The sequence below is a fragment of the Pseudomonas sp. SWRI92 genome, from assembly GCF_014268685.1.
Classification (GTDB): domain Bacteria; phylum Pseudomonadota; class Gammaproteobacteria; order Pseudomonadales; family Pseudomonadaceae; genus Aquipseudomonas; species Aquipseudomonas marvdashtae.
This window is the reverse complement of sequence record NZ_JABWQY010000017.1, coordinates 71,630-96,158: the sequence shown is the minus strand read 5'-3', so window position 1 is coordinate 96,158 and position 24,529 is coordinate 71,630. Positions and strand designations below refer to the sequence as shown.

The 24,529-nt window shown below is 61.1% G+C and carries 25 protein-coding genes; 13 read left to right on the top strand and 12 right to left on the bottom strand.

Annotated features, from left to right (window positions below):
* Window positions 1–146: 146 nt before the first annotated feature.
* The 4 genes from HU762_RS22030 to HU762_RS22015 all read right to left on the bottom strand — a co-directional run bounded on the left by HU762_RS22030 (window position 147) and on the right by HU762_RS22015 (window position 4,027).
* Window positions 147–773, bottom strand: a complete 627-nt coding sequence (locus HU762_RS22030) for an NlpC/P60 family protein (RefSeq protein WP_186614459.1) — start codon at window positions 771–773, stop codon at window positions 147–149.
* Window positions 774–987: 214 nt separating this feature from the next.
* A complete protein-coding gene (hda, locus tag HU762_RS22025) occupies window positions 988–1,692 on the bottom strand; it encodes a DnaA regulatory inactivator Hda (protein WP_186640614.1) in 705 nt (234 codons plus the stop codon).
* A 169-nt stretch (window positions 1,693–1,861) separates the two neighbouring features.
* Window positions 1,862–2,935, bottom strand: coding sequence for an AI-2E family transporter (locus tag HU762_RS22020; RefSeq protein WP_186640612.1), 1,074 nt, complete (start codon window positions 2,933–2,935; stop codon window positions 1,862–1,864).
* A 33-nt stretch (window positions 2,936–2,968) separates the two neighbouring features.
* Window positions 2,969–4,027 (bottom strand): DUF2066 domain-containing protein, encoded by a 1,059-nt coding sequence (locus tag HU762_RS22015; protein ID WP_186640610.1) that lies wholly within the window; start codon window positions 4,025–4,027, stop codon window positions 2,969–2,971.
* A 366-nt stretch (window positions 4,028–4,393) separates the two neighbouring features.
* On the opposite strand from HU762_RS22015, the gene purM reads away from it, so the two are divergent.
* The 4 genes from purM (at window position 4,394) to HU762_RS21995 (ending at window position 7,318) form a co-directional block, all read left to right on the top strand.
* Complete coding sequence (purM, locus tag HU762_RS22010) at window positions 4,394–5,452, top strand: phosphoribosylformylglycinamidine cyclo-ligase (protein WP_186614453.1); 1,059 nt, start codon at window positions 4,394–4,396, stop codon at window positions 5,450–5,452.
* Window positions 5,452–6,114 carry a phosphoribosylglycinamide formyltransferase gene (gene purN, locus HU762_RS22005; RefSeq protein ID WP_186640608.1) on the top strand — a complete coding sequence of 221 codons (663 nt, stop codon included), beginning with the start codon at window positions 5,452–5,454 and terminating at the stop codon, window positions 6,112–6,114. The genes purM and purN overlap by 1 nt, the downstream gene beginning before the upstream one ends.
* Window positions 6,115–6,122: 8 nt before the next feature.
* Window positions 6,123–6,836, top strand: coding sequence for a DUF3108 domain-containing protein (locus HU762_RS22000; protein ID WP_186614449.1), 714 nt, complete (start codon window positions 6,123–6,125; stop codon window positions 6,834–6,836).
* Between the two features lie 287 nt (window positions 6,837–7,123).
* On the top strand, window positions 7,124–7,318 hold the full coding sequence (locus HU762_RS21995) for a hypothetical protein (protein ID WP_186640606.1): 195 nt from the start codon (window positions 7,124–7,126) through the stop codon (window positions 7,316–7,318).
* Between the two features lie 70 nt (window positions 7,319–7,388).
* Here the strand turns inward: HU762_RS21995 and HU762_RS21990 are convergent, their stop codons facing one another.
* The 5 genes from HU762_RS21990 to cysM all read right to left on the bottom strand — a co-directional run bounded on the left by HU762_RS21990 (window position 7,389) and on the right by cysM (window position 13,475).
* Complete coding sequence (locus HU762_RS21990; RefSeq protein WP_186640604.1) at window positions 7,389–7,928, bottom strand: DUF2058 domain-containing protein; 540 nt, start codon at window positions 7,926–7,928, stop codon at window positions 7,389–7,391.
* A gap of 26 nt (window positions 7,929–7,954) precedes the next feature.
* Window positions 7,955–8,788: a nucleoside triphosphate pyrophosphohydrolase gene (mazG, locus tag HU762_RS21985; RefSeq protein WP_186640602.1), complete on the bottom strand. Its 834-nt coding sequence runs from the start codon at window positions 8,786–8,788 to the stop codon at window positions 7,955–7,957.
* Between the two features lie 66 nt (window positions 8,789–8,854).
* A complete protein-coding gene (gene relA / locus HU762_RS21980) occupies window positions 8,855–11,101 on the bottom strand; it encodes a GTP diphosphokinase (protein ID WP_186640600.1) in 2,247 nt (748 codons plus the stop codon).
* Between the two features lie 101 nt (window positions 11,102–11,202).
* Window positions 11,203–12,573, bottom strand: a complete 1,371-nt coding sequence (gene rlmD / locus HU762_RS21975) for a 23S rRNA (uracil(1939)-C(5))-methyltransferase RlmD (protein WP_186640598.1) — start codon at window positions 12,571–12,573, stop codon at window positions 11,203–11,205.
* The gene (gene cysM / locus HU762_RS21970) at window positions 12,573–13,475 is read right to left on the bottom strand and encodes a cysteine synthase CysM (RefSeq protein WP_186640590.1); all 903 of its coding nucleotides are present in this window, start codon (window positions 13,473–13,475) and stop codon (window positions 12,573–12,575) included. Before cysM ends, rlmD begins: the two co-directional genes overlap by 1 nt.
* Window positions 13,476–13,731: 256 nt before the next feature.
* Between cysM and HU762_RS21965 the strand changes: the two genes are divergently transcribed.
* The 6 genes from HU762_RS21965 (at window position 13,732) to HU762_RS21940 (ending at window position 20,695) form a co-directional block, all read left to right on the top strand.
* Window positions 13,732–14,214: a hypothetical protein gene (locus HU762_RS21965; RefSeq protein WP_186640589.1), complete on the top strand. Its 483-nt coding sequence runs from the start codon at window positions 13,732–13,734 to the stop codon at window positions 14,212–14,214.
* A gap of 142 nt (window positions 14,215–14,356) precedes the next feature.
* Window positions 14,357–15,562 (top strand): MFS transporter, encoded by a 1,206-nt coding sequence (locus HU762_RS21960; protein WP_186640587.1) that lies wholly within the window; start codon window positions 14,357–14,359, stop codon window positions 15,560–15,562.
* 392 nt (window positions 15,563–15,954) lie between these two features.
* Window positions 15,955–18,705 carry a response regulator gene (locus HU762_RS21955; protein WP_186640585.1) on the top strand — a complete coding sequence of 917 codons (2,751 nt, stop codon included), beginning with the start codon at window positions 15,955–15,957 and terminating at the stop codon, window positions 18,703–18,705.
* A 66-nt stretch (window positions 18,706–18,771) separates the two neighbouring features.
* Complete coding sequence (locus HU762_RS21950; protein WP_186640583.1) at window positions 18,772–19,761, top strand: 2-hydroxyacid dehydrogenase; 990 nt, start codon at window positions 18,772–18,774, stop codon at window positions 19,759–19,761.
* Window positions 19,762–19,856: 95 nt separating this feature from the next.
* Window positions 19,857–20,291, top strand: a complete 435-nt coding sequence (locus HU762_RS21945; protein WP_186614412.1) for a hypothetical protein — start codon at window positions 19,857–19,859, stop codon at window positions 20,289–20,291.
* The gene (locus HU762_RS21940) at window positions 20,291–20,695 is read left to right on the top strand and encodes an META domain-containing protein (protein WP_186640581.1); all 405 of its coding nucleotides are present in this window, start codon (window positions 20,291–20,293) and stop codon (window positions 20,693–20,695) included. Before HU762_RS21945 ends, HU762_RS21940 begins: the two co-directional genes overlap by 1 nt.
* A 124-nt stretch (window positions 20,696–20,819) precedes the next feature.
* Here the strand turns inward: HU762_RS21940 and HU762_RS21935 are convergent, their stop codons facing one another.
* Window positions 20,820–21,287, bottom strand: coding sequence for a TlpA disulfide reductase family protein (locus HU762_RS21935; protein ID WP_186640579.1), 468 nt, complete (start codon window positions 21,285–21,287; stop codon window positions 20,820–20,822).
* A gap of 80 nt (window positions 21,288–21,367) precedes the next feature.
* Here HU762_RS21935 and arsC point away from each other — a divergent pair, with 80 nt between their 5' ends.
* Genes arsC through HU762_RS21920 form a run of 3 tightly spaced genes read left to right on the top strand, consistent with a single transcriptional unit; the run spans window position 21,368 to window position 22,741 of the window.
* On the top strand, window positions 21,368–21,721 hold the full coding sequence (arsC, locus tag HU762_RS21930; RefSeq protein WP_186640577.1) for an arsenate reductase (glutaredoxin): 354 nt from the start codon (window positions 21,368–21,370) through the stop codon (window positions 21,719–21,721).
* Window positions 21,718–22,323, top strand: a complete 606-nt coding sequence (wrbA, locus tag HU762_RS21925) for an NAD(P)H:quinone oxidoreductase (RefSeq protein WP_186640575.1) — start codon at window positions 21,718–21,720, stop codon at window positions 22,321–22,323. The genes arsC and wrbA overlap by 4 nt, the downstream gene beginning before the upstream one ends.
* A complete protein-coding gene (locus HU762_RS21920; protein ID WP_186640573.1) occupies window positions 22,316–22,741 on the top strand; it encodes a DUF2069 domain-containing protein in 426 nt (141 codons plus the stop codon). Before wrbA ends, HU762_RS21920 begins: the two co-directional genes overlap by 8 nt.
* Window positions 22,742–22,763: 22 nt before the next feature.
* Here HU762_RS21920 and HU762_RS21915 read toward each other — a convergent pair whose 3' ends face one another.
* Complete coding sequence (locus HU762_RS21915) at window positions 22,764–23,438, bottom strand: DNA-3-methyladenine glycosylase I (protein ID WP_186640571.1); 675 nt, start codon at window positions 23,436–23,438, stop codon at window positions 22,764–22,766.
* 66 nt (window positions 23,439–23,504) lie between these two features.
* Window positions 23,505–24,329 (bottom strand): tRNA 2-thiocytidine(32) synthetase TtcA, encoded by an 825-nt coding sequence (gene ttcA, locus HU762_RS21910; RefSeq protein WP_186614398.1) that lies wholly within the window; start codon window positions 24,327–24,329, stop codon window positions 23,505–23,507.
* Between the last annotated feature and the right edge of the window lie 200 nt (window positions 24,330–24,529).

Here is a 24,529-nt window from a genome sequence, read left to right as displayed (position 1 = left end):
TGGATGCGGCTTTTCTGCCGTGGAGATGGAAACAAAGCCGCCTGCGTAGAACGCAGGCGGATTGCCATCAATCAATGATCATGGATTCTAGCGGCTATGAGGCAAACTTCAAGTAAGACTTTAAGTTTGCCTCACAAACTGTGTGCTTACTTGCGAGCGGTGACGACAGTCGGTGCCATGGCGAGGGCGCGCTTGGCTTCGATGAAGGTCTTGCTCCAGTAGCTGTCGCCCAGGCTGTCGATTCGCACTCCACCGCTGCGGCGGCTGCTGGAGTGGATGAACTGGTTGTCGCCCAAGTAGATACCGGCGTGGCTGACGCGACCGCGACGACCATTGGTGCTGAAGAACAACAGGTCACCGGGTTCAAGTTGATTGCGGGCTACCAGAGGGGCTTTTACGTTGATCATTTCGCGAGTGGAGCGCGGCAGGTTCATGCCCGCCTCTTCACGAAACAGATAACCGATGAAACCGCTGCAGTCGAAGCCCGCTTCGGAGGTGCCGCCAAAACGATAACGCGTGCCGATCAAGGACATGCCCCGTTCCAGGATGCTGTCTGCCAGCACCGGAAGCTGATAAGGCTTGCTGCCGGCAAAGTCCGCCAGCTCTTTATCGGAGGCCATTTCTTCCTGGAACGCAACGGAGGAAGACTGGGCGGTAACGGAATTCTTGACCTGTGGTTGTGGCGCTTGCTGGGTCACTGGAGAGTGGGCAGCGCAACCGAACAACAGGGTAACGAGTGCGAGAGGCACGAGGGGTGCGAAGCGACTTAGCATGGGCACGACCGTGGCTGAAGTAGTAAAGATGGCGAGACTATGCCTTCTATCATCCTCATTTGCAAATTCAATCGATGCAAATGTGACTTCTTGATTTCTCGTTTACATCTAAGCGCTTAAGCCCGTATTGAGCGGGGTTCAGGCCTCCAGCCCAGTAAAACCGCGGGCTTCGCCGGGTTAATAAGAGGCTTTAAGCCATCATCTGGCGACAGTTTTACCAGCCTAAAGTTTCTTTTAAAAAAGGAATGGTCAGCTTGCGCTGGGCCTGGAGTGAGGCCTGATCGAGACGTTCGAGCAATTCGAACAAAGCGCTCATGCTGCGGGTGCCACGGGTGAGGATGAAATGCCCGACTTCGTCGGTCAGGTGCAGGCCACGGCGCGAGGCCCGCAGTTGCAATGCGCGCAGCTTGTCTTCATCGGAAAGCGGGCGCATCTGGAAAATCAGCGCCAGGGTGAGACGAGACTTGAGGTCCGCCAGTTTCACTGGCAGCTCTCGCGGCGATGTCGAGGCGGCAATCAGCAAGCGCCGACCACTGTCGCGAAGCCGATTGAACAAGTGGAACAACGCCTCTTCCCAATCGGCCTTGCCGGCCACGGCCTGGAGGTCATCCAGGCAGACCAGTTCGTACTGCTCGAGGTTGTCGAGGATATCAACGCCGCGATCCAGCAACTCGGCCAACGGTAGATACACCGCCGGCTCGCCCAATTGCTCGAACCGCAAGCAAGCAGCCTGCAACAGATGCGTGCGCCCTACCCCGTCCTTGCCCCACAGATAAATCAGGCTCTCGGTCCAGCCGGCGTCGGCTTCGCAAAGCCGCTCGACATAGCCGAGTGCAGCGGCATTGGCGCCTGGGTAGTAGTTGATAAAGGTGGCGTCATCACGCAGACGCACACCTAGGGGCAGCTGAATCGGTTTCATGCTGACTGAACAGTTCCACGGGAACCGTTAGTGGCCTCTGTGTAAAGTGCGCAAAGTTTATACCCGTGACGCGGACCGCACAATGCGCCGGACCACGAGCAAAATCAAAGGTTTGCAGCGGCAAGGGCGCGGAGCATCAGTTTCCCTGACACTCCACCGATCATTCGCCTTACAGATCAGGGTCTTCGACGCCACTGTAGATGTCCGAATCCTTGTACAGATCGTGCACATGGCGCACCAGCACCATGATCACCGCCGCCACCGGCAACGCCAGCAGGACCCCGGTGAAGCCGAACAACTCGCCGCCTGCCAGGATCGCGAAGATCACCGCAACCGGATGCAGGCCGATGCGATCGCCCACCAGCAGCGGCGTCAGCACCATGCCCTCCAGCGCCTGCCCAACCATGAACACCGCGACGATGCCAACCATGGGATACAAATCCCCACCGAACTGGAACAGCCCGGCGACCAACGCCGCACCAATCCCAATGACAAACCCCATGTAAGGCACGATGGCCGCCAGTCCGGCGATCAGGCCGATCAACAACCCCAGTTCCAGCCCGACCAGCATCAGCCCTGCGGCATAAATGAAACCCAACGCGACCATCACCAGCAATTGGCCCCGGACGAATGCACCGAGTACTTCGTGGCATTCGCCGGTCAACGTCATGATGCGTTCTTCACGATGACGCGGCAGCAGGCTGCGGATCTTGGCCATCATCAGATCCCAGTCACGCAGCAGATAGAAAGCCACCACCGGGATCAACACCAGGTTCGCCAGCCAGCCGATCAGCGCCAGGCTCGACGCCGTGGCCTGGCTCAAGACCACGCCGACGATATCGGTGGTCTGGCCCATATGTTCGCTGATGGCCGCCTTGACCTTGTCGAACTTCCAGAAACCGTCGGACAACCCCAGCTTCGACTGCACCCATGGCACCGCGCTGTGCTGCAACCAATCGAGCATCTGCGGCGCCAGTTCGTACAGGCGCACCAGTTGCTTGGCGAGCATTGGTATCAGCACCAGCAACAGAGCGCTCACGATCAGCGTGAACAGCGCAAACACCGCTACCACGCCCCAGGTTCTGGACAGCCCGAGTTTTTCCAGGCGATCCACGACCGGATCGAACAGGTAGGCCAGCAACAGCGCAACCAGGAAAGGCGTGAGGATCGGGTGCAACAACCAGATGAACACAATCAGCAGGGCGACCCCACCCAACCAGAACCAACGCCGCGTGTCGCCCATGAACCACTCCTGACTCTATATAAAGAAGAAAACCTACCAGCGGAACCGCAGATTGGCGACGGGCGCTGGCGCTGGCTGCACAGGCGAAATCGCGCCATCGGCGGCGGGCTGGACCGCAGGCGTCGGCGCGATGGCCTCCCCGACGGGTATCTCCTGCAGCTTCGCCAGGGCCAACTGCGCCTTCAACTGCTCTGCGCTTGCGCTGACCTTGTAGACGATCACGTCGCCTTCGACCCGTTGCACTTGCCCACCGAACGGTTCAAGCAACCGCCCCAACGCCGCGTAACGCTCAAGGTTCACACCTTGCACTTCCAGCAATTGTTCGGTGGCGACACCCGGCTTGGCCACGAAACGCGGCGCCAAGCGTTGGCTCACCGCCAGCATCACGGCATCAGCCAATGCAGCAGGATCGGCGCCTTGGACGCTGCCCTGTTCGCGCTGGTCGCCCAGCCACAGGCGCCAGCTCGCTTGCCATTGGCCGCCCTCTTCCTTGGCATGGACCGCCAGTAACGCGTCGGAACCGTAGCGCTCCGACACCTCGCGCAAGGGTGCCGGGTCGTTGCCTTGCAGGGTCGGCGCCGTGGCGACAATCTGCTCGCTCAAGTCCGCCAGGGGCAGATGCAGCGGCAAACCCCGGTGCTGGGCAGCCCGGCGCAACGGCGTGGCGCTGGCCTGGCCATCGCCGACCAGGCTGGAACCCTCCGCCGAATCGTTCAGCCACCAGCCCAGGATCGATGGGCGATTCGCCCCCCAAAGCGACAACCCCGCCGAACGCAACGCCCGGTCGGTGCTGGCTGGATCGAAGTCCACCTGCAGGCTTTCCGGAGGGCCGGCCTCGTAGCCATATTGAAGAATGATCTGTTGCGGGTCCTTGCGGATCGCCGCCAGGCCGGGGCTCTGGGCGGCCTTGGCGTCACCGGTCAGCCGCAGCACCAAGGTGTCCAGGGCACGCAACGTCGCCTGGTTACGCTCATCCGGCGCCTGGCTGCTGACCGGTTCACGCACCTGATAAAGGCTATTGAGGGTTTCGGCATGGCTCGCCAGGCTGATCAGCGACAAGCAGCCCACAGACAAGAATTTGAACAAACGCATGGAAAATTCCCGGACAAAACGGCTGGCAGCGGCCGTGTGGAGAAGATTGAGCATGGCTGTGACACGACACCGGGCAAAACATTCAGCCACCCGATGCAAGTTTCCCACGGTCATCGCCATAGTCGCTTACCGCTACACCTTATACAGACGTGCCGTGCAGTACCATCACAACAAATATCGGTTTTTTTTGGTGGATATGTCCCTGCCCGTCGGCACGAGGATGGCCGCTGCTGCACAAGCCTGATAAAATCGCGCGCCTTCGCAGACTGGCAATGGCTGGGCATCCGGAATAATTCGTACAACGGTTATTCCACGGCCCCGGCGATCGGTCGTTACCCAGAAATCCCCCCTTTAAAGGCCTGGATCATGAGCAAGCAACCCTCCCTGAGCTACAAGGACGCCGGTGTAGACATCGACGCCGGTGAAGCATTGGTCGAACGCATCAAGAGCGTCGCCAAGCGCACCGCGCGCCCGGAAGTCATGGGCGGCCTGGGCGGTTTCGGCGCCCTCTGCGAAATCCCGGCCGGCTACAAGCAACCGGTGCTGGTCTCCGGCACTGACGGCGTGGGCACCAAGCTGCGCCTGGCCCTGAACCTGAACAAACACGACACCATCGGCATCGACCTGGTGGCCATGTGCGTGAATGACCTGGTGGTCTGCGGCGCAGAGCCGCTGTTCTTCCTCGACTACTACGCCACCGGCAAACTGAACGTCGACACCGCCGCCCAGGTCGTGACCGGCATCGGCGCCGGCTGCGAACTGTCCGGCTGCTCCCTGGTTGGCGGCGAAACCGCTGAAATGCCAGGCATGTACGAAGGCGAAGACTACGACCTGGCGGGCTTCTGCGTCGGCGTCGTGGAAAAAGCCGAGATCATCGACGGCTCGAAAGTCGCTGCTGGCGATGCCCTGCTCGCGCTGCCGTCCTCCGGCCCGCACTCCAACGGCTACTCACTGATCCGCAAGATCATCGAAGTCTCGGGTGCCGACATCGAGAACACGCAGCTCGACGGCAAGCCGCTGGCCGACCTGCTGATGGCGCCGACGCGCATCTACGTCAAGCCACTGCTCAAGCTGATCAAGGACACCGGCGCCGTCAAGGCCATGGCCCACATCACTGGCGGCGGGCTGCTGGACAACATCCCGCGCGTGCTGCCAAAAGGTGCCCAGGCGGTGGTCGACGTGGCGAGCTGGACCCGCCCTGCGGTGTTCGACTGGCTGCAAGAGAAAGGCAACGTCGACGAATCCGAAATGCACCGCGTGCTGAACTGTGGCGTGGGCATGGTCATCTGCGTAGCCCAGGAGCACGTCGAGACCGCCCTGAACGTCCTGCGTGAAGCCGGCGAGCAGCCTTGGGTCATCGGCCAGATCGCCACCGCCGCCGAAGGCGCTGCGCAAGTCGAGCTGAAAAACCTTAAGGCACATTGATGCACGAGCAGCCGCCTGCCACCTGTAACGTCGTGGTGTTGTTGTCTGGCACCGGCAGTAACCTGCAGGCCCTGATCGACAGTACGCGGACCGGCAACAGCCCGGTCCGTATCCGCGCGGTGATATCCAACCGCGCCGATGCCTACGGCCTGCAACGTGCCGAGGACGCGGGGATCGATACCCGCGTCCTTGATCACAAGGCGTTCGACGGTCGCGAAGCCTTCGACGCCGCGCTGATCGAACAAATCGACGCGTTCGATCCACAGTTGGTGGTGCTCGCTGGCTTCATGCGCATCCTCAGCGCCGGCTTCGTGCGTCACTACCAGGGCCGCCTGTTCAATATCCATCCGTCGCTGCTGCCCAAATACAAAGGGTTACACACTCACCAGCGCGCGCTGGAGGCCGGCGACACGGAGCACGGCTGCTCCGTGCACTTCGTCACCGAGGAACTCGATGGCGGACCACTGGTCGTACAGGCAGTAATACCGGTAGAGTTGCACGACACGCCGCAAAGCCTGGCGCAACGGGTCCACGCCCGCGAGCACCAGATCTACCCGATGGCCGTGCGCTGGTTTGCCGAAGGCCGGCTGACCCTCGACGATCGCGGGGCCTCACTGGACGGCCAGTTGCTCGCCGCCAGCGGCCATTTGATTCGATACTAGGAGATTTTATGCGTCGCGCCCTGCTCTTCGCTTGCGCTCTGCTCGCCTTGCCCCTGGCACAGGCCGCAGACCTTCAACCGTTCTCCGCCAGCTACACCGCCGATTGGAAACAGCTGCCCATGAGCGGCACCGCCGAGCGTAGCCTGACCAAAGAGGCCAACGGCACCTGGAAGCTGAGCTTCAAGGCGTCGATGATGATCGCCAGCCTGACCGAAGAAAGCACCCTGACCGTGGACAAGGACACCTTGTTGCCACAGTCCTACCATTTCGAACGCGGCGGCCTGGGCAAAGCCAAGAAGGCTGACCTGGATTTCGACTGGAACACCAAGATGGTCACCGGTACCGATCGCGGCGACCCGGTCAAGCTGACGCTGAACCGGGGCATGGTCGATAAATCCACTTATCAACTGGCCCTGCAACACGACGTGGCGGCTGGCAAGAAAAGCATGAGCTACCAGGTGGTCGATGATGGTGAGATCGACACCTACGACTTCCGCGTGCTCGGTTCGGAAAAGGTCGCCACCAAGGCCGGCCAGATCGAAGCCATCAAAGTCGAGCGCGTGCGTGACCCGACGCAAAGCAAGCGCATCACCGTGCTCTGGTTCGCCAAGGATTGGGATTACTTGCTGGTGCGCCTGCAACAGGTCGAGACCGACGGCAAGGAGTACAACATCATGCTCCAGGACGGTACGGTCAACGGCAAGGCTGTGAAAGGCAGCTGATTAACCCGATACAAAAGAAGCCTCGCCAATGCGGGGCTTTTTGTTGCCCGCAATTGCTCACCCCATGTCCGCTATCGTCCGCATGCGTCATCGCTCCAACATGAAACCTTCTTCATGAAACGTACCCAACTGCGACCGAATGCCGCGCCCTGCCTGGCCTGCGCGATTGTGGCGATTTTTATGAAAGTTTCTTAACGCGCCGAAGCATTTACTTAGCTGGCTACCAAAATCTATAACAAAGTCCTGCACACGCCTTGCTGCAGATAACAGAGATTGGAGCTTGCAAGATGACTGTGAAAGTAACTGAACGCGACGACGCCCATATGTCCCATGAAGGCATTGCTGCCGGCATCCGGATCTGGGATGTGCATCAACAGGATCTACTGGTGGGAATGTTCCATTCCGAGACGGACGCTCAGAACTACCGGGCCGAGCTGGAGCGCGAAGAACGGTTGCGCTCGCGTGAAATGGCAGAATCCTGAAGACAGGAACACCTGTGGGGGCGGGCTTTCCCGCCCCCACATTGGGCCTGTGCTTAGCTTGCTGCCCTGCTTACCACATCAGATCGTCAGGAATCTGATACGCCGCGTACGGATCATCGGCGTCCACTTCTTCGGTCTGGGTATTGAGCTGGACGATGCGCTGGGGATCGCGCTCCTGGATCTTCAAGGCCGCTTCACGAGGAATCACTTCATAGCCACCGCCATGATGGACGATCGCCAGGGAACCGCTGCTCAGCTTGTTGCGCATCAGGGCGTTGACCGAGATACGCTTGACCTTCTTGTCGTCGACAAAGTTGTAATAGTCGTCGGTGGTCAGCTTCGGCAAGCGCGAGACTTCGATCAGTTGCTTGACCTGCGCGGCCCGAGCCTTCTGTTCGGCCTTTTCCTGCTGCTGTCGGTTGAGTTCCTGGTCGCGCTTGACCTTCTCGGCCATGGCTTCCTGGGCCGCGCGCTGCTGGGAATCATCCAGTTCGATCTGGCCTTTATGGGCCAGGCGCTGCTGCTTCTGTTTCTCTTTGCCGACCTGTTTGGCCTGCTTTTGGTTGACCAGCCCTGCTTTGAGCAACTGGTCGCGAAGGGAAAGGCTCATGGTGCTTACTCACTTAGGCAACGGCCTCAGCCACAGCTGGGCAAATTCTTTTCCTGACGTTTGGCTTCGCCCCACAAGGCGTCCAACTCTTCGAGGGTGCAATCTTCCATGGGACGGTGGGTGTCGCGCAATGCCTGTTCGATAAATCGGAAACGTCGCTCGAACTTTGCATTGGCGCCACGCAGGGCGGCTTCGGGGTCGACCTTGAGGTGCCGGGCCAGATTGACCACGCTGAACAGCAAGTCGCCGACCTCATCGCTGATGGCCGCAGGGTCGTTATCCGCCATCGCCTCAAGCACTTCATCCAGTTCCTCGCGGACCTTGTCGAGCACCGGCAACGGGCCAGGCCAGTCGAAACCGACCTGACCGGCACGCTTCTGCAATTTCGCCGAACGGGACAACGCCGGCAGGGCCGCCGGCACATCGTCGAGCAGCGACAATTGCTCGGGCACCGAGGCTTTCTCGGCCCGCTCCTCGGCCTTGATTTCCTCCCAGCGCTGCTTGACCTGCTCTTCGCTCAGGCGCGGGATATCCACGGGCGCATACAAGTCGCCGGTAGGAAACACATGGGGATGGCGGCGGATCAGCTTGCGGGTGATGCTGTCGACCACACCGGCGAATTCGAAGCGGTTTTCTTCCCGGGCCAACTGGCTGTAATACACCACCTGGAACAGCAGGTCGCCCAACTCGTCCTGCAGGTGATCGAAATCGCCACGCTCGATCGCATCGGCGACCTCGTAGGCTTCTTCAAGCGTATGCGGGACGATGGTGGCGTAGGTTTGCTTGATGTCCCAGGGGCAACCGTACTGCGGGTCCCGCAGGCGGTTCATCAAGTGGAGCAGATCTTCGAGGCTATACATTAATCCGTCTCATCACACGAAACTCTGTGGGAGCGAGATTGCCCGCTCCCACAATTGGCTCACGGATCATCCCGGCGTACGGTTACGCCGGGTCTCGATGATGTTCGGCAGCTGGGAAATCCGTCCCAGCAGCCGCCCCAGCGCGTCCAGGCCCGGGATCTCGATGGTCAGGGACATCAGCGCCGTGTTGTCCTCCTTGTTCGAGCGGGTGTTGACCGCCAACACGTTGATGCGCTCGTTGAGCAACACCTGGGACACGTCACGCAGCAGACCGGAGCGGTCGTAGGCGCGAATGATGATGTCCACTGGATAAGTGAGCACCGGCACCGGGCCCCAACTGACCTGGATGATGCGCTCGGGCTCGCGACCGGCCAGTTGCAGCACCGAGGCGCAGTCCTGGCGGTGAATGCTCACGCCACGTCCCTGGGTGATGTAGCCGACGATTGCATCGCCCGGCAACGGCTGGCAACAGCCGGCCATCTGTGTCATCAGGTTGCCCACGCCCTGGATCTGGATGTCGCCGCGCTTGCCGGGCTTGTAGCCGGTGGCCTTGCGCGGGATCAGCTCCAGTTGCTCGTTGCCGCGCTCCGGCTCCACCAGTTGCTGGGCCAGGTTGACCAGTTGCGCCAGGCGCAAGTCGCCGGCACCGAGGGCCGCGAACATGTCCTCGGCGGTCTTCATGTTGGCTTTTTCGGCCAGCTTGTCGAAATCCACCTGCGGCAGGCCGAGACGACTCAGCTCGCGCTCGAGCAAGGTCTTGCCCGCCGCGACGTTCTGGTCGCGGGCCTGCAACTTGAACCAATGGACGATCTTCGCCCGCGCACGGGAAGTGGTGATGTAACCCAGGTTCGGGTTCAGCCAGTCGCGGCTCGGCGTGCCGTGCTTGCTGGTAATGATTTCGACCTGCTCGCCGGTCTGCAGGCTGTAGTTGAGCGGCACGATCCGCCCGTTGATCTTCGCGCCACGGCAGTTGTGGCCGATCTCGGTATGCACCCGATAGGCGAAGTCCAGCGGCGTCGCGCCCTTGGGCAGGTCGATGGCATGGCCATCGGGGGTGAAGATATAGACCCGGTCCGGTTCGATATCGACCCGCAGCTGTTCGGCCAGGCCGCCGATGTCACCCAGCTCCTCGTGCCATTCGAGCACTTGGCGCAACCAGGAGATTTTCTCTTCGTAGTGGTTGGACCCGGACTTGACGTCGGTGCCCTTGTATTTCCAGTGGGCGCAAACGCCCAGCTCGGCTTCCTCGTGCATGGCGTGGGTGCGAATCTGCACTTCCAGCACCTTGCCTTCGGGGCCGATGACCGCGGTGTGCAGTGAGCGGTAGCCGTTTTCCTTCGGGTTGGCGATGTAGTCGTCGAACTCCTTCGGAATGTGCCGCCACAGGGTATGGACGATGCCGAGCGCGGTGTAGCAGTCGCGCATTTCCGGGACCAGTACGCGAACGGCGCGAACGTCGTAGATCTGGCTGAATTCCAGGCCCTTGCGCTGCATTTTTCGCCAGATCGAATAGATGTGCTTGGCCCGGCCACTGATGTCGGCTTCGACGCCGGTGGCCTGCAACTCTTCGCGCAATTGGGTCATGACGTCGGTGATGAACCGTTCTCGATCCAGGCGGCGCTCGTGCAGCAGCTTGGCTATCTGCTTGTACTGGTCGGGCTCCAGGTAGCGGAAGGACAAATCCTCCAGCTCCCATTTGATGTGACCGATACCCAGGCGGTGGGCCAGCGGCGCGTAGATGTCGAAGACTTCCCGGGCCACGCGATTGCGCTTCTCGTCGTCGGCGGATTTCACCGCGCGGATTGCGCAGGTGCGCTCGGCCAGCTTGATCAGCGCGACGCGCACGTCGTCGACCATGGCCACCAGCATCTTGCGCAGGTTTTCCACCTGGCCCTGGGTTCCCAGCACCATCGACTGGCGCGGGCTGAGGCTGGCGCTGATAGCGGCCATGCGCAGCACGCCATCAATCAACTTGGCGACCACGGTGCCAAAGCGCTGGCTGACCATCGGAAGCTGGATCTGCCCTTCGCGCACGCCGCGGTACAGCACCGCCGCCACCAGCGAGTCCTGGTCGAGCTTGAGGTCGGCGAGGATTTCGGCGATTTCAAGGCCCGTCTGGAAACTCGACGTGCCTTCGGACCAGAGGTTCTTCGCCGCGTTGTGTTGCTGTTCCGCCTCGCGAGCGAACTCGCAAGCGGCCTTCAAGGCTTCGCGATCCAGTGCCGCGTCGATACTGACCGCGTGATCGAGCCAAGCCTCGAGATTGATACTGCCGTCGGTGTTGATCGGCTGGTGTGCTCTCACCTGTACCATCTTTACTTACCTTCCCTACGACGCAGATTCAATGCGTCAACATCGCTGACCTTCGTTGCTCGTGTTTCCACCCAAGGCTGTGGTGGGTTGGCACGAACGGGTCAATCGGACAAGCCATCCTGGCTCGCTTCAAATAACGCCATGGCCTCGACATGCGCCGTTTGAGGAAACATATCGAGAATCCCGGCACGTTTTAACCGGTAGCCCTGCTTGATCAATTCGACCGTGTCCCGAGCCAAAGTTGCCGGGTTGCACGACACATAAACCAACCGTCTGGCACCGAGGGACGCCAGCTTGCGTACCACCTCGAAAGCACCGTCACGGGGTGGGTCCAAGAGTACCGCAGAAAAGCCTTCGCCGATCCATTCGGCATCCGCCAATGGCTGGGATAAATCGGCCTGAAAAAAGGCAGTGTTATTCAAATTGTTGCTGACGGCGTTAGCGGCCGCGCGGTCCACCATAGTCTGTACACCTTCCACGGCCACCACCTCGCGCACCTTCCTGGCCAGCGGCAAGGCAAAGTTGCCCAGGCCGCAGAACAGGTCCAGCACGCGCTCATCCGATTGAGGCGCCAGCCATTGCAGGGCCTGGGCGATCATCGCTTCGTTGACGGCGGCGTTGACCTGGATGAAATCCCCCGGCCGGTACGCCAGTTCCAGATCCCAGCTATCCAGGCGAAACCCCAAGGCTTGGCCGGGCTCGACCGGTTGCGGCTCGCCTTCACCGTGAAGCCACAACTGGGCCTCATGAAACGCGCAGAAATCCTTGAGAATCGTCTGGTCGGCCTCAGACAACGGCGCCATGTGGCGCAGCAATACCGCGAGGGACGAGCCGGCGAACAACTCCACATGACCCAACGCCTGGGGTTTGCTCAAGCGTCGCAGCATCTCCGGCAAGCGGCTCATGATCGGTTGCAAGGGCTGTACCAGCACCGGGCATTGATCGATGGCGACGATGTCCTGGCTGCCGACCGCACGGAAACCGACTTCAAGCTTTTTCGCCTTCTGGTCCCAACGGACGGCCACGCGGGCGCGACGTCGATAACCGAACTCAGGCCCACTCAAAGGCTCGGCCCATTCGTCTGGCTCAACGCCTGCAACTCGGGACAGTTGCTCGGCGAGCATGCGCTGTTTCAGGGCAAGCTGTTCGGCATGGGGCAAATGCTGGACGCTGCAGCCACCGCAACGACCGGCATGGATGCACGGTGCCGGACGACGCAGTTCGCTGGGCGAAAACACCCGCTCGGTGCGCGCCTCGACCACTTTGCCGTGGGCACCGAGCACGCGCGCCTCGACCTCTTCACCGGCCAGCGCGCCGATGACGAACCAGGTCCGACCCTCGACAAACGCAATTCCCCGGCCATCATTGGCCAGGCGTTCAATGGTCAAGCGCTGCTTTTTACCGGTGGGCACCTGCGGGGCCCGGCTTCCGCCGCTGGGCTGGAAGCGCAAGCCTCTTTCATGCTTGGCCATCAGTTGGGCGCGTCGAAAATGCCGGTCGACAGATAACGGTCGCCACGGTCACAGATGATCGCGACGATCACCGCGTTCTCGACTTCTTTCGACAGACGCAGCATCCCCGCCACGGCACCGCCCGACGACACGCCGCAGAAAATGCCTTCCTCACGCGCCAGGCGACGGGTCACGTCCTCGGCTTCGCTCTGGGCCATGTCGATGATCCGGTCCACGCGGTCGGCCTGGTAGATCTTTGGCAGATACTCTTCGGGCCAGCGTCGGATGCCGGGGATGGCCGAGCCTTCCATCGGTTGCAGGCCGATGATCTGCACGTTCGGATTTTGTTCTTTCAAGTAGCGCGAGGTGCCCATGATGGTGCCGGTGGTGCCCATCGAGCTGACGAAATGAGTGATCGTGCCGTCGGTCTGGCGCCAGATCTCAGGACCGGTGGTGGTGTAGTGGGCCTCGGGATTGTCACCGTTGGCGAACTGATCGAGCACCTTGCCCCGGCCTTCGGCCTGCATGCGCTCGGCCAGGTCCCGGGCACCTTCCATGCCCTCCTCCTGGGTGACCAGGATCAGCTCGGCGCCATAGGCAGTCATCGCCGCCTTGCGCTCGGCGCTGGAGTTGTCGGGCATGATCAGGATCATCCTGTAGCCCTTGATCGCCGCCGCCATCGCCAGAGCAATACCGGTGTTGCCGGACGTCGCCTCGATCAGCGTATCGCCGGGCCGGATCTGCCCGCGCAATTCGCCACGGGTGATCATCGACAACGCCGGCCGGTCCTTGACCGAACCCGCCGGGTTGTTCCCTTCGAGCTTGAGCAAAAGCGTATTAGTGGTCTCGCCGGGCAAGCGCTGCAAGCGGACCAGCGGAGTGTTGCCGACGCAATCGGCGATGGTTGGGTACTGCAGAGTCATGGCGTATTCGCAATCCGGACTGCGGGGGCGCCTATCATACCGGCAAACCCGGCGAGGCCATATCACGCAAAGTAAGGGGGTTATGGCTTATGGGAATAAGCGAGGCGAAAGCTGCGTGCGCTGCTGGGTGGAGGTAGCCCTTCCCTACAGAGCCGAGCGCTCGGATCGCGCATGCATACCAGCTGTAAGCACTGTCCGTCATATTCTTCCCGCCTGCTTGTGGGTTCGTTCCTTTTATATAAATGAGCAAGCATTCATGGCTACCGGGCTTCGCACCGTGCTGTTTAAGGTAGTACCGCTACAACGTACGAGCAGGATGCAGAGCAAAACGATGGTCAACGCTTGGTGGAAACAAAAAGATTCGCAGCTCAGCGCCCGACAGGCTTCTGGGCAACGCTTGCGCAACCTATTGGAAGAATACGACATCGCCCCCTCGGCATTCGCCGAGGTGCTGCGTGTTAGCCCTCAATGCCTGACGAACTGGAGCGTACGGGGTGTGCCTCGGTTGTGGATGGCGCAGTTGGCACGTTTGCTGAGTGTCAGTGAAGTGTGGCTGGTGACGGGGGAAGGCGAGCGGGCACGAGACATACATCGGGAGCTAGAACAGAAGGGATTAGGCCTCGAACACATCCCTGATGAAAGCACCATCCCATTCCGACCTGAGGGACATACGCCTGTTACTGAGGAAGTGGCTGCCGCAAGGTGTCCGCGAAAAAACGCAAACAAACGGATGACCTGATGTCGCTTTTAACATCGGCGGGGCTGAGGCCAGACGCAAATGGATGTTTACTTCAAACCATCCTCGTGAGTCCCCTCCTCTGCAAGTGGATTTGTTACTGCCCACTTGCATATTTTCTCAACCACCCACTTAGGCGCCGATCATGGCAAATCCCTACCGCGAACTTTTCACTACCCCGGGCGTCATGGGGTTAGTGATCGCGAGTTCCATTGCCCGGCTACCACAGGCAATGATCGGCATCGGCATCATCACCATGCTGGTGCAGCAGACAGGCCTTTATTGGCTAGCGGGCGCGGTCGCCGGTACTTTTACCTTGGCGAATGCACTTATCGGTCCGCAAGTATCGAAACTTGTTGATCAGCGGGGGCAACGTCGGGTTCTGCCCTTGGTGACGGCCTTCAGCATTGGTATGTTGCTCGCGCTGATCGTTGCCGTCTACATGAGCGCTCCAGCCACACTGCTGTTTATTCTTGCGGCATTGGCGGGCACGATGCCGAGCATGCCCGCCATGATAAGAGCACGCTGGACGCAGCTTTTCCGTGGCAAGCCTGAGTTACACACGGCGTTCTCCTTGGACACGGTTCTAACTGAACTCGCCTTTATCATCGGCCCACCACTTGCCATTGGTTTGAGTGTCAGCTTTTTCGCGGAAGCCGGGCCTCTTGTAGCCGTTTTGCTGCTGGTTGTCGGCGTGACGGCTTTTCTTATGCAGCGGCAGACAGAACCGAAGGTGATCGTGGGCATAAGAAGGAACGCACGCTCGACCCTGCTTATCCCCGGCGTTCGTACCATCGTGCTAGCGCTCTTGGCAATGGGTGTGATTGGCGGATCAATCGACGTGGCGGTTGTGGCCTTCGCCAACGTACAAGGCTGGCCGGCGGCTGCCAGTTTCATCCTGGCAGCCTATGCGCTCGGTTCAATGATCGCGGGTCTGACGTTCGGCGCTTTAAGGATTTCCTTGCCAATTGAAAAGCAGTTCTTTATCGGGGTGCTGATAACGGCAGTCACTGCCGTGTTGCCCATTCTTTCACCGAACGTCTACATCCTTTCCGGGATGTTATTTGTTGCAGGTATGTCATTTGCGCCAACGATGGTCGTCGTCATGAATCTCGGCTCGATCATTGTTCCACCGTCAAGGATCACCGAAGGACTTACGTGGATGACTACAGGCATCAGCATCGGCGTAGCGCTCGGTGGCGTATTGGCAGGACTGGTCATCGACGTCTATGGCGCGCAGGCAGGGTTCGGCGTCGCGATTGTCGCGGGCCTGGCCATGGTGGTGATCGTGCTTTTGGGGCTGCGTACACTTCGTGCCACGTCTGCGGTTTGTACGGAGCTAAACTTCTAGTGATCAGCACTCTGGGCTTCGTCGGGGCATCGATCTGCTGGCAACGGGTGCGCCCCCCCCCACGAACGACCTTGATCAGGGGCTGATTACTTACATCGGCACATGGTGATCCTGAAGCCAGGGGTAATTGCATCCGCTTAAAATACGCGGACACAATCGCCCTTATCGGCCGGGCGAGGAAGCTGTGTTCCCCCAGCCCCTTACGATAGTAGTGAATTAATCCTGCGTCGCTGCCTGCCTTAAAGAAGATCTGAAGTACCCACCGATCTTTGTTGCCCTCGGTCGACACGAATTTTACAAAGATCCCCCGCCTGCAAATCGCTACACTGCGCAGGTGTTGCGTGCCGGATGCGCGCAAAGCTCAATCAGACCGCTGGATGCAGGAGACAAGCGTGCTCAAGAAACTGGGAATCAAAGGCCGTGTGTTGTTGCTGACGCTGTTGCCGACCAGCCTGATGGCATTGGTCCTGGGTGGTTATTTCACCTGGATGCAGCAATCGGACCTGCACGCCCAGTTGCTGCAACGCGGTGAGATGATCGCCGAACAGCTGGCCCCGCTGGTCGCGCCGGCCATGAGCCGCCAGGACACCGAACTGCTGGAGCGCGTCGCCACCCAATCCCTTGAACAGACGGACGTACGCGCCGTAACCTTCCTGGCGCCCGACCGCACGCCCATGGCCCATGCCGGCCCGACCATGCTCAACCGCGCGCCGGAGGGCAACAGCAGCCAGTTGCTGCAACGCACCGGCAACGACGCCACCCGTTATTTGCTGCCGGTGTTCGGCAAGCACCGCAACCTGGCCGGTGAATTGGTTCCCGAAGAAGCCGACCGCCTGCTGGGCTGGGTCGAGTTGGAGTTGTCCCACAGCGGCATGTTGCTGCGCGGTTATCGCAGCCTGTTCGCCAGCCTGCTGCTGATCGCCGCTGGCCTGGGCTGCACCGCCCTGTTGGCCTTGCGCATGGGGCGCACGATCAATCGCCCGCTGAGCCAGATCAAGCAGGCCGTGGCGCAACTCAAGGACGGTCACCTGGAAACCCGCCTGCCGCCGCTGGGCAGCCAGGAGCTGGACGAATTGGCGTCGGGTATCAATCGCATGGCCGGCACTTTGCAGAATGCCCAGGAAGAGTTGCAGCACAGCATCGACCAAGCCACCGAAGACGTGCGCCAGAACCTCGAAACCATCGAGATCCAGAACATCGAGCTGGACCTGGCCCGCAAGGAAGCGCTGGAAGCGAGCCGGATCAAATCCGAATTCCTGGCGAACATGAGCCATGAAATCCGCACGCCGCTCAACGGCATCCTCGGCTTCACGCATTTATTGCAAAAAAGCGAACTGACCCCGCGCCAGCTCGACTACCTGGGCACCATTGAAAAATCCGCCGACAGCCTGCTGGGCATCATCAACGAAATCCTCGATTTTTCGAAGATCGAGGCCGGCAAGCTGGTGCTCGACAGCATTCCGTTCAACCTGCGGGACCTGTTGCAGGACACCCTGACCATCCTCGCCCCCGCCGCCCACGCCAAGCAATTGGAACTGGTGAGCCTGGTCTACCGGGACACACCGCTGTCGCTGGTGGGCGACCCGCTGCGCCTCAAGCAGATCCTCACCAACCTGGTGAGCAACGCCATCAAGTTCACCCGCGAAGGCACCATCGTTGCCCGGGCCATGCTCGAGGACGAACACGAAGACAGCGTTCAACTGCGCATCAGCATCCAGGACACCGGCATCGGCCTCTCTAGCCAGGACGTGCGAGCGCTGTTCCAGGCCTTCAGCCAGGCCGACAATTCCTTGTCCCGGCAACCCGGCGGCACCGGACTGGGCCTGGTGATTTCCAAGCGGCTGGTGGAACAGATGGGCGGGGAAATCGGTGTCGACAGCACACCGGGCGAGGGTTCCGAATTCTGGATCAGCCTGCGCCTGCCCAAGGCTCGTGACGACGTCGAAGACTTGCCAGGTCCTCCGTTGCTCGGCCGGCGCGTGGCCGTTATGGAAAATCACGAGCTGGCCCGCCAGGCCTTGCAACATCAGCTCGAGGACTGCGGACTGCAAGTCACGCCATTCAATACGCTGGAGAACCTGACCAACGGCGTCACGGTCGCCCACCAGACCGATCAGGCGATCGACCTGGCCGTGCTCGGCATCACCAGCAATGACATGCCACCGGAACGTCTCAACCAGCATATCTGGGACTTGGAACACTTGGGCTGCAAGGTGCTCGTGCTATGCCCGACCACCGAACAGACGCTGTACCACCTCTCGGTACCCAATCCTCATAGCCAACTGCAAGCCAAGCCGGCCTGCACCCGCAAGCTGCGCCGGGCGCTGTCCGACCTGGTCAACCCACGCCCGCCACGCAACGAACCCAACGAACCGGTGGCCAGCCGCGCGCCGAAAGTGTTGTGCGTAGACGACAACCCGGCCAACCTGCTGCTGGTGCAGACGCTGCTCGAAGACATGGGCGCCCGGGTGCTGGCGGTGGAAAGCGGATACGCGGCGGTCCAGGCTGTGCAAAAGGAAACCTTCGACCTCGTCTTGATGGACGTGCAGATGCCCGGCATGGACGGTCGACAGAGCACCGAGACGATCCGCCAGTGGGAAAGCGAACGCCATTGCACGCCGCTGCCCATCGTCGCCCTCACCGCCCATGCCATGGCCAACGAGAAGCGCGCGTTGCTGCAAAGTGGCATGGATGACTACCTGACCAAACCCATCAGCGAGCGCCAACTGGCCCAAGTGGTACTCAAATGGACCGGCCTGGCGTTGCGTAACCAGGCGCCGGATCGGGCGGTCGAGGCCCATGGCGGCAGTGAGCTACTGGTCCTCGATCATGAGGAAGGCCTGCGCCTGGCCGCTGGCAAGGCCGATCTGGCGGCAGACATGCTGGCGATGCTATTGGCATCCCTGGAGGCCGACCGTGAAGCGATTCGCCAGGCCAGCGAGGCCAACGATCACAACGCCCTGATTGAACGGGTCCATCGCCTGCACGGGGCCACACGCTACTGCGGCGTACCGCAACTGCGCGCGGCCTGCCAGCGCAGCGAAACCCTGCTCAAGCAGCAGGACCCAAAAGCCGCAGCCGCCTTGCAAGAACTGGAACACGCCATCAATCGCCTGGCCAACGAGGCACGCATCAGCGCCTGACCCAGCGCAAGGGTCATCGGCGCGATCGCTGCTAGGCTGGGCTCATCCCAATGCCAGGAGGCCGTCATGCGCGCCATTCTTTTCAGCAGCCAGACCTACGACCGCGACAGTTTCAGCAAGGCCCCACTACCGGCAGGCCTTGAGTTGCAGTTCCAGCCGGCGCGGCTGAACCTGGACACCGTGGCCCTGGCCGAACGGCATGAGGTGGTCTGCGCATTCATCAACGACGACCTGAGCGCCCCGGTGCTGGAACGGTTGGCCGAGGGCGGCACGCGGCTGATCGCCCTGCGCTCGGCGGGCTACAACCATGTCGACCTGCCCGCGGCCAAACGCCTGGGGTTGAGCATCGTCCGGGTGCCGGCCTATTCGCCCCACGCCGTCGCCGAACACGCCGTGGCGTTGATCATGGCGCTCAACCGATGCCTGCACCGCGCCTACAACCGCACCCGGGACGGCAATTTCAGCCTCCACGGGCTGACGGGCTTCGACTTGGTGGGCAAGACCGTCGGCGTGATCGGCACCGGCCAGATCGGCGCGACTTTCGCCCGGATCATGGCCGGCTTCGGCTGCCAATTGCTGGCATACGACCCTTACCCCAATCCACAGGTCGAGGCCTTGGGTGCCCGCTATTTGCCCTTGGCCGATTTGTTGGTACAAGCGCAGATCATCAGCCTGCACTGCCCACTCAATGAACAGAGCCGGCACCTTATCAACGCTGATTCCCTAAGCTCGATGCAGCGCGGCGCCATGCTGATCAACACCGGGCGCGGCGGTCTGGTGGACACGCCGGCGCTGATCGACGCGTTGAAAAGCGGCCAACTGGGCTACTTGGGCCTCGACGTCTATGAGGAAGAGGCCCAACTGTTTTTCGAAGACCGCTCCGACCTGCCCTTGCAGGACGATGTATTGGCGCGGCTGCTGACCTTTCCCAACGTGGTGGTCACGGCGCACCAGGCGTTTTTGACTCGGGAAGCCTTGGCGGCGATCGCCGTTACCACACTGGACAATATCGCGGCCTGGGCCGAGGGTGCGCCACGCAATCTGGTGGAAGGCTGAACGCCTGCGCCCTCTCCCGGCAGTGGAAGTTCGTCGCATGCGGACCATGGGCAGCCCTGCCCCGTGCTAGCATGTCGCGCCTATTTGGAGGACCCATGGCCGAACACGATTTCCGCTACACCCTGATGAACCCGCAGCACACCTTGACCGAGGTCCGCGCGCTGGCGCCGGGCCGTTACCAAGTCACCGGCAACGGCGGTTCGATCCAGGCCAACGACGTTCTGCTCGTGACCCTCAAGGGCAGCAAGGACTTGTCCATGCGACTGACCGTGGACACCGTTCGGCATCTGCTCAAGCCGATGGGGCAATGGACCGCCATGACCACCGGCCCGGTGTTCGGCGAGCTGGCGATCCACACCTGGCAGGTCAATTGCGACCGCTGCGCCAAGGCGCTGAGCTTCGAATTCGCCGTCGATGCCAAGCTCGGCACCAAGGCCCAGAAACCGGCCGCCACCGCGCGCATCGCCGAGTTGGGTTGGACGACTGTCGGTGAAAAGCACGTATGCCCTCAATGCCAGGAAGCCGCTTGATGAGACGCCTGGTCCTGTCCGCGCTGATCGGCGCCGGCCTGATGGGTTGCGCCGCCGAGCCGGTGCAACTGCAACAGAACCGCAGCTACATTCTCGAATGGATCGGTGAACGGCCGTTGATGGACTACAGCCACCTGACCATCACCCTCGGCGATGACGGTCGCGCCTATGGTAACGCAGGCTGCAACCATTGGTTCGCGCCGTACACGCTGGAAGGCGACCGGCTGAGTTTCGGCAAGATCGGCAGCACCCGCAAACTCTGCGGTCCGGCGGTGATGGAGCAGGAAACGCGCTTTTTGCAGGCGCTGGAGAAGGTCGAGCGCTGGGACATCTCGCCGATCGAACAGACGCGCTTCTGGCCAGCCCAGGGCAAGCCGCTGCGTTGGTGGTTAGAGGAAGGCTGAGCACTGTCCTGCTTGATCGTTCCCATGCTCCGCGTGGGAATGCCTCTTGGGACGCTCCGCGTTCCGCTTCTGGGACGCAGAGCGTCCCGGCCTGCATTGCCCACGCGGAGCGTGGGAACGATCATCACTTGAGCGCCTGCAACGCCTCAAGCTTCGCCATCACCCCCGCCGCCGTCTGCTCCCCCAGCAGTTGTTCGCGGACCTTGCCCTGGGTATCGATGATGTAAGTGACGGGCAGCCCTTCACTGCGCGGGATATCGAAGAACTCAGCCGGGTCCTGGGCCAGGACGGTGAAACGAATGCCCATTTTTTCGCTGGCGCTCTTGAGTTCCTCGCCCTGCACTTGGTCGAAATTGACCCCGAACACGCCGACGTTTCGCTCCTTGAGCTGGTCGGCCAAGGCATTGAACTCGGGAATTTCCGTGCGGCATGGCGCACACCATTCGGCCCAGTAATTGAGCACCACCCAGTGTTTGTCCAGCCGCTGCGACGCAATCGGCTGGCCGTTCTGGTCCACTCCGTAATCGTTGCCGCAGCCGGCGAGCATCAAAATACCGATGAAAGTCAGTGCCGCCGCCAATCGCCTTGCCATGTGTCGATCCTTGTCTGAGGTGCTAGGGACTTCGCAGCACAGTAGAATAGCCGCCACCTTACGCAAGATGCGACCCGCTCATGACTGATCTGACGCTTTATCACAACCCGCGTTGCTCAAAATCCCGCGGCGCGCTGGAACTGTTGGAGGCCCGTGGCCTGTCACCAACGGTGGTCCGCTACCTCGAAACCCCGCTGGATGCCGCGCAACTTGAGCGCCTGCTGGGCAAGCTCGGCATCGAGGCCCGGCAATTGCTGCGCACTGGCGAAGATGAGTACAAGACCTTGAACCTGGCAGACCAAAGCCTGAGCCAGGCGCAGTTGATCGCCGCGATCGCCGACCACCCGAAACTCATGGAGCGACCGATCCTTGAGGCCGGCGACAAGGCCGTGATCGGTCGCCCACCGGAAAAGATCCTGGAGATCCTGCCGTGAGTACGCCGTACATCCTGGTGTTGTATTACAGCCGCAGTGGTTCCACCAACGAAATGGCCCGGCAGATCGCCCGAGGCGTCGAGCAGGCCGGCCTGGAAGCCAGGCTGCGCACCGTGCCGGCGATTTCCACCGAGTGCGAGGCCGTGTCGCCGGACATCCCGGAACAAGGTCCGCTCTACGCCAGCCTCGATGACCTGAAGAACTGCGCCGGCCTGGCCTTGGGCAGCCCGACCCGTTTCGGCAACATGGCCGCACCGCTCAAATACTTCCTCGACGGCACGAGCAATCTCTGGCTGACGGGAGCGCTGGTGGGCAAGCCGGCCGGCGTGTTCACCTCCACCGCGAGCCTGCACGGCGGCCAGGAAACCACCCTGCTGTCGATGATGCTGCCCTTGCTGCATCACGGCATGTTGATTACCGGCCTGCCCTACAGCGAATCGGCCCTGATCGACACCCAAGGTGGCGGTACGCCCTACGGCCCGAGCCACCATGCTGGCACCGACGGCAAGAGCGGCTTGAACGAACATGAAGTCGCCCTGTGCCGTGCCTTGGGCTTGCGCCTGGCGAAAACCGCTCTGCTGCTGGAGAACGGCCGTGGCTAAAAAGCCGAAGATCCTGCCGCCGATCCAGTGGCTGGAGCCGCGTGTACGCATCGCTCGCAACCTGAGCCTGCTGTGCTTTTTCGGCCTGGTGGGGCTGCTCAGCGCGTATTACCTGCTGATCGCCGACCTGCACGGCGCGCGTCCCTGGGTGATCCTGTCGATCGAGCTGGTGCCGCTGTTGATTCTGGCGCCGGGCATGCTCAGCGGCAGCGCGCGCGGGCATTCGTGGATGTGCTTCGTGGTGAACCTGTACTTCATCAAGGGCGCGCTGGCGGCCTACGACCCGAACCGACAGCTGTTCGGCATGCTGGAAATGGCCGCGAGTGTGGCGCTGTTCTGCTCAGCCTTGCTGTATGTGCGATGGCGGTTCCAGTTGAACCGGCGGTTGGCTGGCGAGGGTGAGCCTTCGGCTGCCTGAAACACGCCTTCGCAATGCAGGGTCAATGGTTGACGGTGTAAGCCAGCATCATGGAGATCTGGCTCATCGGCCGCCCGCCGCTTTCTTCATGCCACTGGTTGAACGCGTTCTGCACCGTCGCCAGGTCCCGCAGGCTGGTCGGGACTTTATCGACGATTTCCTGGGCGTTGAGCGCCGCCACCACGTCATAGCTGGGCACGAAGGTGTCCTTGCCCATCATCCGCAGGAAACGCGGCGCCGACAGACCGCCGAGCTGATGGCCGTGTTTTTTCAGGTAGGTCCACAGGCCGACAATGTCGGTCACTGGCCAGTCGGCGATCAACGCGCCGAAACTGCCCTTTTCATGGGCCACATCCAATACGAGCTGCGCATTGCGCGGCACGCTCTTGAGCTTGCCCAAGTGGCGAATGATCCGCGCGTCCTGCATCAGCCGTTCCAGGTGCTCGGCGCTCATCAGCACGACTTTTTCCGGGTCGAACTTGAAAAACACCTCTTCGAATGCCGGCCATTTAGCGTCCACCAGGCTGTGCTTGAGCCCGGCGCGAAACACCCGCAGCGCCATGGTCGAGAGGTAGCGGTCGTCGCTGATCTTGCGCAGTTGCGCCGGGGTCTTGGGAATCGGCAGGTGGGCTTCCAGTTCAGCCGCTGAACCAAAGCGGTTCAGACAATACTCGTGCAGCCACTTGTAATCGCGCATGCCCTCTCCTGGTTTAAAAATGAAAACGGCGCTCGCGAGCGCCGTGAATAAAAGCCGTTGGGACCGTCAGAGGTTCACCACATTGACGAACCGCGGCGTGGCGCTTTCGTCGATACGCAGGTTGGTGAAGTCGAACAGGTTGCGGTCCGCCAGTTGCGACGGAATGACGTTCTGCAAACCGCGGAAGATGCTCTCGGTACGGCCTGGGGTCTTGCGTTCCCATTCCTGGAGCATCTCCTTGACCACTTGGCGCTGCAGGTTTTCCTGGGAGCCGCACAGGTTGCAGGGAATGATCGGGAATTGCTTGAAATCCGAATAGGCCTGGATGTCTTTCTCGTTGCAATAAGCCAGCGGGCGAATGACCACGTTGCGTCCGTCATCGGCGCGCAGCTTGGGCGGCATGGCCTTTAGCGAGCCGTTGTAGAACATGTTCAGGAAGAAGGTCTCGACGATGTCGTCGCGGTGATGCCCCAGGGCCATCTTGGTCGCGCCGATCTGGTCGGCAAAGGTGTAGAGCGTGCCACGGCGCAGGCGCGAACACAGCGAACAAGTGGTCTTGCCCTCGGGAATCAGCTCCTTGACCACCGAATAGGTGTCTTTCTCGACGATGTGGTATTCAACGCCGAGCGACTCGAGGTAGGCCGGCAGCACATGCTCGGGAAAACCGGGCTGCTTCTGGTCCATGTTCACGGCAACGATGTCGAACTTGATCGGGGCAACCTTCTGCAAATGCATCAGCACGTCGAGCAAAGTGTAGCTGTCCTTGCCGCCGGACAGGCAGACCATGACCTTGTCGCCATCCTCGATCATGTTGAAATCGGCGACCGCCTCACCGGCCAGGCGGCGCAGGCGCTTTTGCAGTTTGTTCTGATTGACCGTAAGAGTGCCCATGACGCGAAATCCGTGAGGTGTGACGAAAGGCCGGCATTTTACGCAAAAAAAACCGAATGTGGCACGGCCCTTTGTGGCGAGGGAATTCGCCACACCTACGATTTCTTCCACAGATCAAGCCGCGATTAACCCGCTTCGTTACAGCGCGATTTGCTCTAAGCCGCCCATCCCCCTCGCGGCGACTCCTTTCTATACTGCGA